We start from the raw sequence: 15,176 nt of genomic DNA, 5'->3' as shown, positions 1-15,176 counted from the left end.
AAGGCGGCGACCCAGCGAGACACGGCGATCACAGCTCGCAGGGGCCCGCGCTGCCTGACAGCGATCCCGCCGCCAGGCACCGCCCCGGGCCCGGCCCGCCGGCGGAAGCAACGGGACCCTCGCCGCTCAGGTCGCGTCGGCGGGCCGGCGGCCGTGCGTCACGTCTCCGCGACGGCTTCCAGCGGGCTCAGGGCGGCTGCCCGGCGGGCCGGGACGGCGGCTGCGACCGCGCCGATCGTGAGGGACACCAGGCACACGAGGAGCAGCGTCCCCCAGGGCAGCACCAGGGAGTACTGCGTCATCGCGCCGTTGGCCAGCGCGCCGACCGCCCAGGCCCCGAACAGCCCGCCTGCCAGGCCCAGCAGTGTGCCGAAGGCGGCGACGGTCACCGACTCCAGGCGGATCATCCGCCGGATTCCGGTGCGGTCCATGCCGATGGCGCGCAGTGCACCGATCTCGCGGGTGCGTTCCGACACCGACATGGCCAGGGTGTTCACGATGCCGAGCGCGGCGATCACGGCGCCGATGGCGAGCAGCCCGTACATCAGGGTCAGCAGGTTGCCCAGGGTGCCGGCGGCCTCGTGGACGAGTGCCTGCCGGTTCTGCACCTGGAGCAGCGGGCTGTTGCCCACGGCGGTGCGCAGTCGGTCCTCGGTGGTCTGCGAGATCGCGCCGCTGTCGGTGCGGACCAGGATCCGCTGGACGGAGCCGGGCTTGAAGCTGCTGCGCTGCACCTCGGTACGGGCGCCCAGTGCGTCGTGGGCGGTGGGGTTGTCCTTGTAGACGCCGACGACGGTGTACTGCTTGAAGTCCTGGTCGCGGCCCATGCGGGCGTTGAGCTTGCCGCCCGCGCGCACGCCGTGCTCCTGGGCGAGGGTGCGGGAGACGGCGATCCGGCCCGGCCCGAGGTCCGTCAGGGAGCCGCTGACGAAGTCGAGCTTCATGACGGCGTTCACGGTGGCGGGGTCGACGCCGGAGAGCTGCCGGACGCCGCCGCCGAGGAACAGGGTGGAGTCCGTGACGGCGGTCGCGGTCCGCACCCCGGCGATGTCGGACACTCGCGGTACGGCGGCCGGGTCGATTCCGCTGGTGGTGTCGCGGGTGCTGATCACGTAGTCGGCGCCGAGGCCGTCCGCGGCTTGGCGGTCGAGGGCCTGCCCGGTGGAGCTCCCGATCACGGCGAGCCCGGCGACCAGCGCGGTGCTGATCATCAGGGCGGAAGCGGTGGTCGCGGTGCGCCGCGGGTCGCGCAGCGCGTTCTCCCGGGCGAGACGGCCGGTGATCCCGAAGCGTCCGGTCAGTCGTCCGGTCAGCCGGATCACCGGGGCGGCGAGCAGCGGCGCCAGCATGATCATGGCGACGAGGAGGGCGGCGCAGCCGAGCATCGCGCTCTGCAGGTTCTCCTCCGAGGCGTCCTTCGCCCCCGTGAGCGACACCAGGAGGCCGCCGCCGAGGGCGAGAAGGGCCAGCCCCGCCACGGCACGGATCCTGGACCGGGTGGTGGAGGGCGGCTGCTCGGCCGAGCGCATCGCCTCGATGGGCGCGACCTTCGCCGCCCTGCGGGAGGGCAGCCATGCGGCGAGCACGGTGACGCCCACGCCCACGCCGAGCGCCGCCACGACGGGGCGAGCGCCGATCACCAGGGGGCCGTGAGGCAGCGTGTCCCCGGCGCTGCCCAGGACGTCGGGCAGTACCGAGGCGATGCCGAGGCCGAGCAGGAAACCGACGGCCGAGGCGACGAGGCCGAGCAGGAGGGCCTCCAGGAGGACGGAGCGGACCATCTGGCGGCGTGAGGCGCCGATCGCCCGCAGCAGAGCGATCTCGCGGGTGCGCCGCGTCACGAGCATGGTGAAGGTGTTGACGACGAGGAACGAGCCGATGAAGAGGGAGACCCCGGCGAAGACCAGCGGCAGCTTGGTGTAGCCCCGGGTCAGGGTGTCGACGTAGGTGGCCTGCTGGGCGGCCTGGGCGGCGCCGCTGGTGGCCTCGGCCCGGCCGGTGGGGAGTTGGGCGGTGATCCGGTCGGCGAGCCGGACCTGGTCGGTGCCGGGGGTGGCGGACAGATCGATGCCGGTGTAGTGGCCGGGGGACGCGAACAGCCGCTGGGCGGTCGCCTTGTCGAACAGCGCGAGAGTGCCGCCGGCGGTCACCCGGGTCTCCTTGGTGGAGACGATGCCCACCAGCCGCTTCGTCATGACGGGGCCGTCGGTGGCCAGCGTGACGGTGTCACCGATGCTGAACCGGCCGGCGGCGGCGGTGCCGCTGTCCACGGCGAGTTCACCGCTGTTCTGTGGAGCGCGTCCCTTGGTCAGCGGATAGCGGCTGTCCTTGCCGTCCTTGCCCGGTACGTAGGCGGCGGCCAGGTTCGCCCACGCCTTACCGGCCCGCAGCGGGGTGCCGTCTGCCCCGTTCAGGGTGGCCGAGCCGTCGGCCGACGGGCGCACGGCGGCGACACCGGGTACGTCGGCCAGCTTCCTCGCGAGTGCGTCGTCGAGCACGGTGGCGCGCTGGTCCGCGGAGGCCCCCGGTGGTGGGTCCTTGGGGGTGACGGTGACCGCGATGTCCGCGAAGTTCTTCGATGCGGCGGCGCGGTAGGCCGCGGCGGAGGAGTCCGCGAAGACGAGGGTGCCGGAGACGAATGCGACACCCAGGCAGACCGCGAGGACGGTCATGGCCAGACGGGCCTTGTGCGCGAGGACGTTGCGCAGGGCTGTTCTCAGCATGGGGAGCTTTCGGGGACGTGGGGTATACGGGGACGTGGGGTATACGGGGACGGGCTGGGGTGACGGTGAGTCAGCTCGTATGTGAGCGGGTGTCGAAGGCGGGGGTCTCGGGGTTCCTCCCAGAAAGGCGCAGCATCCGGTCCAGGACCCGGTCCGGGGCGGGCTGTGCCATCTCGTCGACCAGGCGGCCGTCGGCCAGGAAGACCACGCGGTCGGCGTAGCCGGCGGCGACCGGGTCGTGGGTGACCATGACCACGGTCTGGCCCAGCTCGCGCACCGAGTCGCGCAGGAAGCCGAGGACTTCGGCCCCGGCGCGGGAGTCGAGGTTGCCGGTGGGCTCGTCACCGAAGATGATCGCGGGGCGGGAGACCAGGGCCCGGGCCACCGCGACGCGCTGCTGCTGCCCGCCGGACAGCTGTCCGGGCCGGTGGTCCAGGCGCTGGGCGAGGCCGACCATGGAGACCACGCGGTCCAGCCACTGCCGGTCGGGTTGGCGGCCGGCGATGGCCAGCGGCAGCGTGATGTTCTCCAACGCGGTCAGCGTCGGCAGCAGGTTGTACGCCTGGAAGATGAAGCCGATCCGGTCGCGGCGCACCTGGGTGAGCTGCCGGTCGTTGAGCGTGCCCAGTTCGGTGGTGCCGATGCGGACGGAGCCGGAGCTGAACGCGTCGAGCCCGGCGGCGCAGTGCATCAGGGTGGACTTGCCGCTGCCGGAAGGGCCCATGATCGCGGTGAACTCGCCCTCCCGGAAGGCGATGCTGACCCGGTCCAGGGCGACGACACGGGTGTCGCCGCTGCCGTAGACCTTCGACAGGTCGGTTGTGGCGGCCGCGATTCCGGTCGTCGAGCGCGGTGTGAGCGTGCCAAGGGGTTCGGCGGTCACGGGGACTCCTCTTCGGGTGCCAAGGGTGCACGTCGAAGGGTGTCCGGGGAACGTATCGGAGCCTGGGCAGCCGGGTATCGGCGTCCGCGCCGCTGCGTATCTGTTCCGCGGCGGTTTGTATCGGTGCCCGCGCCGCTCTGTATCGGTTCCGTGGGGGCCGGGATCGGTTCCGTAGGGGCCGGGCGGTCAGTCCGGCAGGCGCAGGGTGGCGACGGCGCCGCCGTCCGGGGCGTTGTCCAGGCGCAGCTCGGCGCCGAGGAGGCGGGCCTGCCCCAGGGCGATGGTCAGGCCCAGGCCGTGGCCCGAGCCGCGCTCCCTGGTGCCCGTGTGGAAGCGGCGCGGGCCCTCCCGCAGCAGGTCAGGCGGGAAGCCGGGGCCGTGGTCGCGTACGACGACCGTACGGCCGTCGACGGTGACCTGCACCGGGCCACAGCCGTGCCGGTGGGCGTTGATGACGAGGTTGCTGACGATCCTTTCGAGGCGGCGCGGGTCGGTCTCCACCGTCTGCATGGACTCCGCGCGCTGTGGGTCGCCGGCGCTGACCTCGGTGTCGAAGCCGGTGCGCGTCACGGCCTCGCTGACGACCGCATGGAGCGGGACCCGGGCGCGGACCGGCTGTTCGGCTCCGGCGTCCAGTCGGGAGATCTCCAGCAGGTCCTCGACCAGGCCGCGCAGGTCGCGTACCCGGGCCCGGAGCAGATCCTCCGTCTCGCCGGGTGGCAGCAGGTCGGCGGCGGCCAGCAGACCGCCGACGGGGGTGCGCAGCTCATGGGCCACGTCCGCGGTGAACTGGCGCTCGGTGCGCAGCCGTCGGCTGAGACTGTCCGCCATGAGGTCGACGGTGGCGGCGATGTCGGCCACCTCGTCGCGCCCGTCGGTGGGCCCGGTTCGGGCGTCCAGGTCCCCGGCGGAGATCCGGCCCGCGGTCTCGGAGACCTGCCGCAGCCGGCGGCCGAGCAGCCCGGCCCCGTAGACCGCCAGGGGCGTGGCCGCCCCGAGTGCGATCAGCGAGGCCACCGCCATGGTCATGTCGAGCCGGCGCAGCGTATGGAGCTCCGAGCTCATGTTGATCCGGACGGCCAGTACCGGACTGTCCGGGCCGCCGACGCGCTGGGCGCCCCAGAAGCTGGGCCCCACGTTGTTGTCGATGCGCCCGTCGTAGGCCGTGTGCCGGTCGCCGTCCGCCGGACGGCGCAGCGCGGCGGGCAGCTCGGCCGGATCGAGATGTGCACCGTCCATCAGCGTCCCGGTGCTCCGATAGGTGTTCATGGCCGCGTACACGGTGTTGAAGGCCCGGGCTTCGGCCCGGCTGCGGATGTCCTGTGCGGTCCACACGTGCACCAGCACGCCCACCGCCGCCGCGACCAGGCAGGCCGTGGACGCGGCCAGCGCGGCGATCTTCCAGCGCAGGGGTACGCGGGCCGGCCGCGGCCGGTGGAACGGGCGCACCTGCCTCAGCGCCTGAGCTTGTAGCCGAAGCCGCGGACCGTCTCGATCCGATCCCGGCCGAGCTTTCTGCGCAGCCGCTGCACACACAGGTCCACGACCCGGCTGTCGCCGTCCCAGCCGTACTCCCACACGTTCCGCAGCAAGGTGTGCCGCTCCAGCACGATGCCCGGGTGGGCGGCGAACTCCAGCAGCAGCTTCAGTTCGGTCGGGGTCAGCGCCACCGGGCTCCCGGAGACGGACACCTCCATGCCACCGGTGTCGATGGTCAGGTCCCCGAAGACCAACGACTCCCCCTCGGATTGTGGCGGCCCGTCGCCCGTGGGCCGCTCGGGTTCTGGCGCCGACGGGTACGTCGCCCGCCGCAGCAGCGAGCGGATCCGCGCCACGAGTACGAAGGTGTCCACGGGTTTGACCACGTAGTCGTCCGCCCCGGCCTCCAGACCGGCGACGACGTCGAGCCCGTCGCCGCGAGCGGACATCATCAACACCGGCACCAAGCTGGTCTCCCGGACCCTTCGGCACAGGCCGATCCCGTCCAGGCCGGGCAGCATCACGTCCAGAATCAGCAGGTCGAAGCTTTCGTCGCGGAAGAGCTCCAGCCCCGCCAGCCCGTCGGCCGCGGACTTCATCTGGTAGCCGTAGCGCTCCAGGGCGAGGGTGAACGACCGGCGCATCAGGTCGTCGTCCTCCACCAGCAGCACGCGAACGGGTCGCGGAGAGGCCGGAGCCGGGGCGGACGGGGACACGGGCGGATGGCTCCTGTTCGGACGGTCGTGGGGCGGGCAGCCGTGGGGCGGGTGGTCGTGGGGCACGGGCCCGGTGTGCACTCACCCCCGGCCCGCGACCTGTGAGAACGATAGGGCAGACGCCCCTTACGACCCCCTCCGCCATGGCGCGGCGCCCCGCTTCGATGGACAACCAAGCGCTTCCTGATACCTGCCCGATACAAACCCGCGCCGTTGAGCGCTCGCTGGACAGACAGACCCCTCCGATAAGGTTAGCCTCACCTAACTAACCCGGAGGTTGTGCAGTGCGGACGGACATCGGCAGCAGGACGGGACAGATACGCCTCGCCGGGATCGCGGGCGTTGTGGCATCGATCGCCTGGCTCATCGGCGACATCTTGCTCTTAGGCAAGCCCATGGCGTCACCCGGCCATCACCCCCTTCTAAGCGCCTACGACGGAACGACCGGTGACTCACTGGCGGCGATGCTGCCGGCGTCCACGACGCGGCTGGCGTGGGGAGCGCTGCTCGGCGTGCTGACCGGTCCGCTCTATCTGGCCGCGTGCTGGCATCTGCACCAGGGACTGCGGCCGGCGCGCCGATTGCTCTCGCTGCCGCCTTTCCTGCTCCTGACCGCAGGTTTCGCCCTCGCCCCCTTCGTCCATGGCTCCTTCTTCTACTGGGGCCAGGCGGCCAGGGCGATCGACGCCTCCGGCGGGCGGTCCGCCGCCCTGACCACGTTGCCGGGCGACATGGCGGTCGTGCTGTTCATCCCGTACGCGGTACTGCTGGCCTGCTGGGTGCTGGCTTCCGTCTGGATGGCGGTGTGCGTGCTCCGGAGCACCACCGCCTTCCCACGGTGGATGTGTGCGGTGAATCCCCTGGCCTGCATCGCCGCCGGGGCCCTTGTCACCACGCTGACGCCCGGTGCGGTGGGGACCGCGATCCAGGGGGCGCAACTGAGCCTCGGCAACCTGCTGTTCTTCTCCCTGACGACCGTGACGCTGTGGAACGCCCGCCGGAGCGCCGACGAGCGAGGGCTTGGCCTCGGCCACTGATACGAGGCGGCCGCTCAGGGGCGCTGGCCATCGCCTGGTCCCATCCGGAAGACGGCGATCTCCGTCTTGCCGCAGTGGAACTGACTGTCGGCCGTGGGTTCCAGCGCGACGGCCAGCCAGCGGCCGTCGTTCGGGGACCAGGCGAGTGCGTCGATGTACGTCCTGAACTGGTGGCCCAGGATGATCTTCTTGTCGGCCATCCGCCAGATGCACAACTCGTGCGGCCGGCTCTTCCCGAACTCCAGATAGCCCAGCTTCCGACTGAAGCTGCCGATCGCCAGGTAACTCCCGTCAGGGTTGGAGGCGAGCTCGAACAACCGCTCCGAGGCGTCCACGACCTTGTCGACCACCTCACCCTTCGCCGGGTCGACCACGTACAGGTTCTCCTGCGCGCCGAGGAACAGCCGCGAGGAGTCACCGGAGAAGGCGTGGCACTGGATCGGGTCCCAGCCTCCGGCGTGGGACAGCCTCCGGTGGGGCTCACGCTCCTGCCCGTGCAGGTCGAAACCGCCTTCGCCCGCGTTGTTCCGGCTGATGCGGTACGCACCGTCGCCGGAGCGCCGGTGTCCGCGCTGGAAGGGCGCCTCGACCTCCGCGCCCTGGTCCACGTCGTAGGCCCACTGCGCTTCCCCCTCAGGCTGGTCCCCGGTGCTGTAGCCCTTGACCGCGAGGACGTGCTCACCGGGCACCCACATCATCAGCGGCACGATCCAGTCACCGGCGGAGGTGTGCACGGTCTCGCTCCAGTCGGCGGTGTCGTACACCCACACCCGCCCCTGGTCGCTGCACACCGCGAGGTACTTGCCGTCGTCGGAGAACTCCATACCCACGACGGAGTCGTACCGGACGCTGCCCTTCGTCGCCTCGAACGGCCGTATTCTGACCGCCGGTTGGGCCAGGTCGGGTATGTACGGCGCGTCCTCGGCCGTCCAGCTGTCGCCGTTCATCGGGAACGCGGCCGAACCCCAGGCCTGCCCCTCGCTCAGGTGCTCCAGCCACCTGCGGTCCGTGACGCGTATCTCGTACTCGCCCTGGATGAGCAGTTCCTCGTCCTGCCAGATGCCGCCACGCTCGTAGTAGAAGTCGTGGAGGTCTTCCCACTGCGCCTCGGTGGGCGGGTCGTTGAGCGTCTCCGTGCGCCGGACCTGCGAGATGAAGCGGCGTGCGTGGGTGTCGACCCATTCGTAGTTCAGGATGTCGTCGGTGCTGACCAGCCTGCCCAGGGGGCCCTTGCGGGCGTCGTCGTCGCTCAGATAGCCCGCCGCGCTCTCCCAGAGGAAGTGCAGGAAGACGCCCGGCTCCTCCCCCGGCAGCGGGATGTGCGTACGCGATCCGGTGTCGTAGTAGACGACGAGCACCTGGATTGTGGCGCGGAGCCGGTCCGGATCGACTTTCCGCACCCGTACGCCGTACATGTCGGTCGACATCGTCGTCCCCTCAGGAAGTGACTCGCAGAGGCAACCGGCGAAGGCGAGAGCCGGTGGCGCCTCTCAGACACGTTCGATGTTCGCAGAGGGGTCTGACAGTGCTGCAGAAGTACCCGAACCGACGCACCGCCCCGCCACCCTGTCGGATGGCGGGGCGTGGAGGCGTCTCTTATTCCTTGCCGCCGCCGCCGAAGCTGTTGTTGCAGCCGAGGGACGAGCCCATCTTGGTCTCCTGCGCACCCGCGGCACCCTCGCCACCGAGCAGGTTGCCTGCCAGGCCGTTCGCGATCCCGACCTCGCCGAGGACGTCGACGTTCAGGTCGTGCGAGCGGCAGGAGCTGCCCTGCTTGATGTCGAACTTGCTGCCGCCGCCCTTGCCGCCCATCCCGCCGTCGGCGTGAGCGGCGCCGGCGCCGAGCATGGCGATGCTGCCGAGGGCGGCGACCAGGACGGCAGCCTTGTGAAACTTGCGCATTACTTCTCCGGTAGGTCGAGCGGATGCGATCAGTACATGATCGACTTCGTACGGTTACGAAAGGCTAATGCGCTATATCCCGTCCTGTTAAGCGACGCGCCGAAACGCGTATCCGCCCGCCGCAAACGGGTGCCACCCCTCCGGCGGAGGGCGCCAGCCCTCACCGACGGGAGGCACCGTGCATCCGTACGCATCGGCCCCCTACTCCACGGCCGGGCCCGACTGCCGGAAAGTCCGCCAGTACTGACGTCGCTTCTCGTCCCGCACGACGACACCGAGTCGGGCCAGTTCGTCGCGGAGCTCTCGCACGTCGTCGCCGGACGGCCCCTTTTTCTCCAGGGCTCCCTGGCGGGCGCTGAGGAAGGCGTTCGCGGCGTCCGGCAGCTCGGGAGTGTCCGGGACCCAGCGCCGGAACTCGGCTTCGTACGGATCGCCGTCCGCCCATGCATAGCCGTGCTCGGCGAAAGCGCCGGAAAGCCGGCCGGCGTCCAGATCGCACTCCTCCCGCGCGAGTTCACCGCCATCGCGGCCGAGCAGGACGTGATGCTTGCCGTCTCGGCACACCGTGGCGATCGCGTCGTACGGGAACTCCCGGTCCCGGCCCTTGCGGGTGAGCACCACACGCTCGTCCGACAGGCGGATGACCAACTCCTCGTGCTGCGCGACGAGTCCGACCACCAGCCCGGCCACCGCACCCGCGGCGGGCAGCCAAGGGCCGGGAATCGACGCCAGGAGCCGGGCGGGCCCCTGCAGAGGCGCCCAGGGCAGCGACACCAGCCAGTCGGCGAGCAAGCCGGCCAGCCAGCCGACGCCCGCCCCCGCCAGCACGCACACGGCGTAGACGCATACGGTGCCCCACACCGACCGGCCGAGCACGGTGAGCCGGCCCAACTGCCCGTCCTGTTCAGGGCTGGACCGCCCTGCTCGACACCGTCGGTCTCCTCGCGGCCCCCGCCACGGAGCCGCTAGTCCCGGCGCGCGTCATGGACCCGGACGACACCGCGGCCTGGGTCATGGCGCTCATCGCCGCTCTCTACACCAGCGCCGCCACCGATCCCTCGTTCCGTCCGGCGGACCAACTCCCCACCCTGCGCCTGATCCTCCACCGTTTCCTGCGCCCCCACGCCACTACGGTGGCGGAGCCGCCGAGAGCGTAAGCGGGAGGTTCGGAGCGAGCGACGCACATGCGTGACGGCGGCCTGACGTCGCATCAGGCCGCCATCCGCTGACGCCGTGACGCCGTGACGCCGTGACGCCGTGACGCCGTGACGCCGTGACGCCGCTACAGCGCGAGCCACACCGCGGTGTCCGGTGCCAGCCGGCCGTCCTCGACGGGACCGCTCGCCAGCAGCACCGCCTTGTGCTCCGGCAGCCGGTACGGCTCCGCCGAGAGGTTGGCGACGCAGGCGAAGCCCGGCTCGCGACGGAAGGCGAGCACTCCGGCGGGGGCGTCGAGCCAGGTGAGGCCGCCGTCGCCGAGTGCCGTGTGGTCGCGGCGCAGCCCCAGGGCGCGCCGGTAGAGCTCCAGCATGGATGCCGGGTCGCCGGTCTGGGCCTCGACGCTGAGGGCGCTCCAGTCCGCGGGCTGGGGCAGCCAGGGCTCGCCGGTGGCTCCCTCGGGGCTGAAGCCGTACGGGGTCTGCTGCCCGGACCACGGGATGGGCACGCGGCAGCCGTCGCGTCCGGGGTCGGTGTGCCCGGAGCGTTCCCAGATGGGGTCCTGCAGCGCGGCTTCGGGCAGGTCCTCCACCTCCGGCAGTCCGAGTTCCTCGCCCTGGTAGATGTAGGCACCGCCGGGCAGGGCGAGCATCAGCAGGGCCGCGGCGCGGGCCCGCCGGGTGCCGAGTTCAAGGTCGAGCGGACCTTCGGGCCGGTAGGGCTCGTTGGGCAGCCACTTCCTGACGGGCTTGCGGCCGAAGCGGCTGGGGTGGCGTACCACGTCGTGGTTGGAGAGCACCCAAGTGGCGGGGGCGCCGACGGAACCGAGGTTGGCGAGCGAGCCGTCGATCGTCTCGCGCAGCGCCTCGGCGTCCCAACTGGTCATCATGAACTCGAAGTTGAAGGCGGTGTGCAGGCCGTCCGGCCGTACGTACGCGGCGAGCCGCTCGGGGCTGTCGGCCCAGGCTTCGGCGACGAACGACCGGTCGCCGGGGAACTCGTCGGCCACCTTGCGCCATTCCCGGTAGATCTCGTGCACCTCGTCACGGTCCCAGTGCGGGTGGTCGATGCTGCCCGCCAGCGGCGGGGCGACGGGGTCCCTGCGGGGCGGCAGGTCCGGCAGCTCGGGGTGCTTGACCAGGCCGTGCGCGACATCGATACGGAATCCGTCCACACCGCGGCCGAACCAGAACCGCAGGATGTCCTTGAACTCCGCGAGGACGTCCGGATGCTCCCAGTTGAGGTCCGGCTGCTCGGGGGCGAACAGATGCAGGTACCACTGCCCGTCGGGCAGCCGGGTCCAGGCCGGTCCGCCGAAGCAGGACTGCCAGTCGTTGGGCGGTTCGGCGCCGTCCGGGCCGCGGCCCTCCCGGAACACATAGCGCTCCCGCTCCGGGCTGCCCGGCCCCGCGGCCAGCGCCGCCTGGAACCATTCGTGCTGGTCGGAGGTGTGGTTGGGGACGATGTCGGGGATGACGCGGATGCCGTGCCGGTGGGCCTCGTCGATCAGCGCCTCGGCCTCCGCCACGCTCCCGAACAGCGGGTCGATCTCCCGGAAGTCCGCCACGTCATAACCGTGGTCGGCCATCGGCGACTTGTACCACGGGTTGATCCAGATGGCGTCCACACCAAGGGACTTGAGGTACGGCAGGCGGGAGCGGATGCCGGCGATGTCGCCGACCCCGTCGCCGTTGCCGTCGGCGAAGCTGCGGATGTAGACCTGGTAGATGACGGCGCTGCGCCACCACGGTGCGGTGTTGGGCATGGCTGTGCCTACTCCTTGCAGATAGGGGTGTGCGGGAGAGGGGTGCGCGGTGCGGGGGCGGCTACTTCGCCGCACCGGCGGTGAGGCCGGCGACGATCCGGCGCTGGAAGAGCAGCACCACGATCACCAGGGGAATGGTGACGAGTACGCCGGCCGCCATCTGGCTGCCGAAGGGCGTCTCGAACTGGGTGGCCCCGGAGAACTTGGAGATCGCCACGGGGGCGGTCTGCATCTCCGGCTTGTTCGTCATCGACAGGGCGATCAGGAACTCGTTCCAGGCCGCGATGAAGGTGATGATCGCGGTGGTGAAGATGCCGGGCGCGGCCAGCGGGATGATGACCTTGCGGAAGGCCTGGCCGCGGGTGCAGCCGTCGACCATGGCGGAATGTTCCAGCTCCCGGGGCATCTGCCGGAAGAAGGCGGTGAGGTTCCAGACCGCGAGCGGCAGGGTGAAGGACATGCTGGGCACGATCATCGCCTGGTAGGTGTTGATCCAGCCCATGTCGACGAACATCTTGAGCAGCGGGACCGTGATCGAGACCACCGGGAACATGGAGGTGGCGATGATCAGGGTGAGTACCAGGCGCTTGAGCCGGAATTCCAGCCGCGCCATCGCATAGGCGGTGAAGGTGGCCAGGATCAGCGCCAGCACGGTGGTGACACCGGCCACCACGAGGCTGTTGAGCAGCGCGCGGGTGAAGGACTGGGACGGGTCGAGGACCGCGAGGTAGTTCTCGAACGAGATCCGGGTGGGGAAGAGCGAGTTGTCGAAGATGTCGGAGGTACGCCGGAGGCTGGAGACCAGCATCCAGTAGAACGGCGCGAGGCAGTAGGCGACGACCGCGGCGACACCCGCGTACAGCAGCCACTTGCGCACGGTCGGCGAGAGGGTCATGCCGCCACCTCCGTACGTCGGCGCGGCAGCCATCTGCTGCGCCTGGGGCCCGACTCGTCATCCCCGACGACATTGGCGCCGAGCAGCCGGACGAAGGCCAGCGCGATCAGGAAGACGTACACGAAGAGGATCACCGCATAGGCCGCGGCCGGTCCGAACCGCACATTGGCGGCCTGGTCCTGGGCGAGCATCGACAACGTCTCCACGGACGACTTCTGTGCGCCGATGAGGATGTACGGCAGGTCGAACATGCGCAGCGCGTCGAGCGTCCGGAAGAGCACGGCCACCAGCAGTGCGGGCTTCACCAGGGGGAGGGTGATGTGCCAGAACTGGCGCACCGGGCTTGCCCCGTCCATCCTGGCCGCCTCGTAGACCTCTTTGTTGATCACCTGGAGGCCGGCCAGCACCAGCAGGCCGATGAACGGCGCGGTCTTCCAGACGTCGGCGAGGATGACGGCGACCTTGGCGTGGAACCCCTCGGTCGTCCACAGCACATGCTGCCCGGTGAGGGCGTTGGCGATGCCGTCGCTGTTGAAGATCCAGCGCCAGAGCAGGCCGGAGACGGCGGTGGGGATCGCCCAGGGCACCAGGATGCTGGCGCGGACCAGGGCCCGGCCCTGGAACGCGCGGTGCATGATCAGCGCCATCGCCACCCCGATCACGGTTTCCAGCGCGACCGTGGTGAAGGTGAGGAAGGTGGTGTTCCAGAAGGCGTTCCAGAACCGGGCGCCCGCCTCACCGAAGATCGCGGTGTAGTTCTCCGCGCCGACGAAGGGGTCGGTGTCCCGGACGAATCCGGTCTCGGGGTCGATTCCGGCGGTACCGAACAGCGAGTCCTTGAGGGCCACGATCGTCGGATAGAGGACGACGACCGTCAGCACCAGCAGTGTCGGGGAGATCAGCAGGGTCGCGAGCCGTCCCGAGCCGGCGGTCGCGCGGGGGCGCCGGCGCCGGGGAAGGACGGGGGGCGCGGGCGCCGTGAGGCGTGCGGGTGGGTTGTGCGTGGTCACCATCGGCCGGGCTCTCCTTACTCCGCCGCGGGCTGCCGAAGGGCCTTCTGGAGGTCCTTCAGGGCCTGCTCGCTGTTCTTGCTGCCGGTCAGGGCCGCATAGGCCTCCCGTTGGATCGCCGCGGTGACATCGCCGTACTGGTAGACCCGGGGGCGCGGCACCGCGTGCAGGATCGACTTCCTGAGCGTCGGGAGGTACGGATACCTCCTGACGAGCGCCGGGTCCTGGTACAGCGCCTTGTACGTCGGCGCGGCGGGTGCGTGGGCGAGCGTGAAGCGCTGGAGTTCCTCGCTGGAGAAGAACTTCATGAAGTCGATCGCCGTGGCCTTGTTCCTGGCCGAGGCCGACAGGGCGAGGTTGTGGCCTCCCAGGCTGGATGCGCCGGGACCCTTGAGCCCGGGAAGCGGCGCGACGGCGAACCTGCCCGCGACCTTGCTGGAGCCGTCCTTCTTGGCCGCCAGGGGGTACATGTACGGCCACTGCCGTTCGAAGATCACCTTCCCGGCCTGGAAGACCCGGCGGCCGTCTTCCTCCTGGTAGGTCAGCGCGTCCTTCGGGATGACGCCGCGCCTGAAGGAGTCGACCAGGAAGTCCAGTCCGCGCTTGGCCTGCGGGCTGTCGACGTGCGGTGTGCCGTCCGGGCCGGTGATGACACCGCCGGCGGAGTTCACGGCCTCGGCGAAGTTGACGGTCAGTCCCTCGTACTTCTGGAACTGCCCGGCGTAACAGCTCATGCCCTTGGCTTCGGGCAGCTTGCGCACCTTGGCGCAGTCCGCGGTCATCTCGGCCCAGGTGGCCGGGGGACGCTCGATGCCGGCCCGCTTCAGGAGATCGCTGCGGTAGTAGAGCATGCCGCCGTCCGAACTGGCCGGGACGGCGTAGAGGCCGCCGCGGTACTTCCCGGTCTCCACGATCGGCTTGAGCATCCTGGCCAGCGGAAATCGGTCCTGCGGCAGCGGGTCGACCCAACGGTGCGCGGCAAACTCCGAGGTCCACACGGCATCGAGGGACAGCACCGTATAGGCATCGGACTTTGTCTGCGCGTTCTGGATCATCTGCTGGCGCTGGGCGTCGGGGTCCGTGGGCAGCTGGATGAAGGTGACCCTCTCCTTCGGGTGCAGCCTGTTCCAGCGGTCGAGCACCAGCTGGACGGAGCCGGTGGCGTCCTTGCCGGCCACGTACGTGATGGGGCCGCGGCCCTCGAACGACGGCTTGCCTGCCGACACGGTGGCGGCGCCGCCGGGCGCGCCGCAGGCGGCGAGGGCCGAGAGCCCTGCGAGCACCGCTCCGGCACTCCGCAGAGCCCTGGTGGTTCTTGCTGTGGTCATGCGGGGGTCTCATCCCTTCACCGGCGGGGAACGGCCCGCTGGATCGCATGGACAGGAAGGTGAAAGCTGAAAAGAGAGCCATGAAAACACGACGGATACGCCGTGAATGCGCTGCCACGCTCGTCAGATAGGAAGAAACAGCAGGTCAACGCCTTGAAGGTTCGCTTCACTCAGGCAGAGGCACCCACTCCGTGACAGCGCTTTCAAGCTAGGAGGCCACACGGGGTAAGTCAATGCGTTACGTCGCGGAAATCCGCCGGCCATACAGATGCACTCTGCA

General features: G+C 70.4%; 13 protein-coding genes. 2 read left to right on the top strand and 11 right to left on the bottom strand.

What is annotated here, in order from left to right; all coding sequences use genetic code 11:
• Positions 1-158: 158 nt before the first annotated feature.
• From ACWD6P_RS02075 to cseB, 4 genes are all read right to left on the bottom strand, one after another.
• Positions 159-2,723, bottom strand: coding sequence for an FtsX-like permease family protein (locus ACWD6P_RS02075; RefSeq protein ID WP_451442049.1), 2,565 nt, complete (start codon positions 2,721-2,723; stop codon positions 159-161).
• Positions 2,724-2,793: 70 nt separating this feature from the next.
• A complete protein-coding gene (locus ACWD6P_RS02070) occupies positions 2,794-3,606 on the bottom strand; it encodes an ABC transporter ATP-binding protein (protein WP_451442048.1) in 813 nt (270 codons plus the stop codon).
• A gap of 186 nt (positions 3,607-3,792) precedes the next feature.
• Positions 3,793-5,055 carry a sensor histidine kinase gene (locus tag ACWD6P_RS02065; RefSeq protein WP_451442047.1) on the bottom strand — a complete coding sequence of 421 codons (1,263 nt, stop codon included), beginning with the start codon at positions 5,053-5,055 and terminating at the stop codon, positions 3,793-3,795.
• A 5-nt stretch (positions 5,056-5,060) separates the two neighbouring features.
• Complete coding sequence (gene cseB, locus ACWD6P_RS02060; RefSeq protein ID WP_451442257.1) at positions 5,061-5,729, bottom strand: two-component system response regulator CseB; 669 nt, start codon at positions 5,727-5,729, stop codon at positions 5,061-5,063.
• 356 nt (positions 5,730-6,085) lie between these two features.
• On the opposite strand from cseB, the gene ACWD6P_RS02055 reads away from it, so the two are divergent.
• Complete coding sequence (locus tag ACWD6P_RS02055) at positions 6,086-6,838, top strand: DUF6796 family protein (RefSeq protein WP_451442046.1); 753 nt, start codon at positions 6,086-6,088, stop codon at positions 6,836-6,838.
• A gap of 14 nt (positions 6,839-6,852) precedes the next feature.
• Here the strand turns inward: ACWD6P_RS02055 and ACWD6P_RS02050 are convergent, their stop codons facing one another.
• The 3 genes from ACWD6P_RS02050 to ACWD6P_RS02040 form a co-directional block, all read right to left on the bottom strand.
• Positions 6,853-8,265, bottom strand: a complete 1,413-nt coding sequence (locus tag ACWD6P_RS02050) for a WD40 repeat domain-containing protein (protein WP_451442045.1) — start codon at positions 8,263-8,265, stop codon at positions 6,853-6,855.
• A 169-nt stretch (positions 8,266-8,434) separates the two neighbouring features.
• Complete coding sequence (locus ACWD6P_RS02045) at positions 8,435-8,740, bottom strand: hypothetical protein (RefSeq protein WP_451442044.1); 306 nt, start codon at positions 8,738-8,740, stop codon at positions 8,435-8,437.
• A 201-nt stretch (positions 8,741-8,941) separates the two neighbouring features.
• Entirely contained in the window at positions 8,942-9,631 is a 690-nt protein-coding gene (locus ACWD6P_RS02040) for a YqeB family protein (protein WP_451442043.1), read from the bottom strand.
• Positions 9,632-9,723: 92 nt separating this feature from the next.
• On the opposite strand from ACWD6P_RS02040, the gene ACWD6P_RS02035 reads away from it, so the two are divergent.
• Positions 9,724-9,897, top strand: a complete 174-nt coding sequence (locus ACWD6P_RS02035) for a hypothetical protein (protein ID WP_451442042.1) — start codon at positions 9,724-9,726, stop codon at positions 9,895-9,897.
• A gap of 125 nt (positions 9,898-10,022) precedes the next feature.
• Here the strand turns inward: ACWD6P_RS02035 and ACWD6P_RS02030 are convergent, their stop codons facing one another.
• From ACWD6P_RS02030 to ACWD6P_RS02015, 4 genes are all read right to left on the bottom strand, one after another.
• On the bottom strand, positions 10,023-11,663 hold the full coding sequence (locus ACWD6P_RS02030) for a glycoside hydrolase family 13 protein (protein WP_451442041.1): 1,641 nt from the start codon (positions 11,661-11,663) through the stop codon (positions 10,023-10,025).
• A gap of 61 nt (positions 11,664-11,724) precedes the next feature.
• On the bottom strand, positions 11,725-12,558 hold the full coding sequence (locus tag ACWD6P_RS02025; protein WP_451442040.1) for a carbohydrate ABC transporter permease: 834 nt from the start codon (positions 12,556-12,558) through the stop codon (positions 11,725-11,727).
• A complete protein-coding gene (locus ACWD6P_RS02020; protein ID WP_451442039.1) occupies positions 12,555-13,571 on the bottom strand; it encodes a carbohydrate ABC transporter permease in 1,017 nt (338 codons plus the stop codon). The genes ACWD6P_RS02025 and ACWD6P_RS02020 overlap by 4 nt, the downstream gene beginning before the upstream one ends.
• Before the next feature lie 14 nt (positions 13,572-13,585).
• Entirely contained in the window at positions 13,586-14,896 is a 1,311-nt protein-coding gene (locus ACWD6P_RS02015; protein ID WP_451442038.1) for an ABC transporter substrate-binding protein, read from the bottom strand.
• Between the last annotated feature and the right edge of the window lie 280 nt (positions 14,897-15,176).

The organism is Streptomyces sp. NPDC002446, assembly GCF_053595675.1.
Note: the sequence above shows the minus strand (reverse complement) of the source record. Positions and strands in the feature narration are given on the sequence as shown.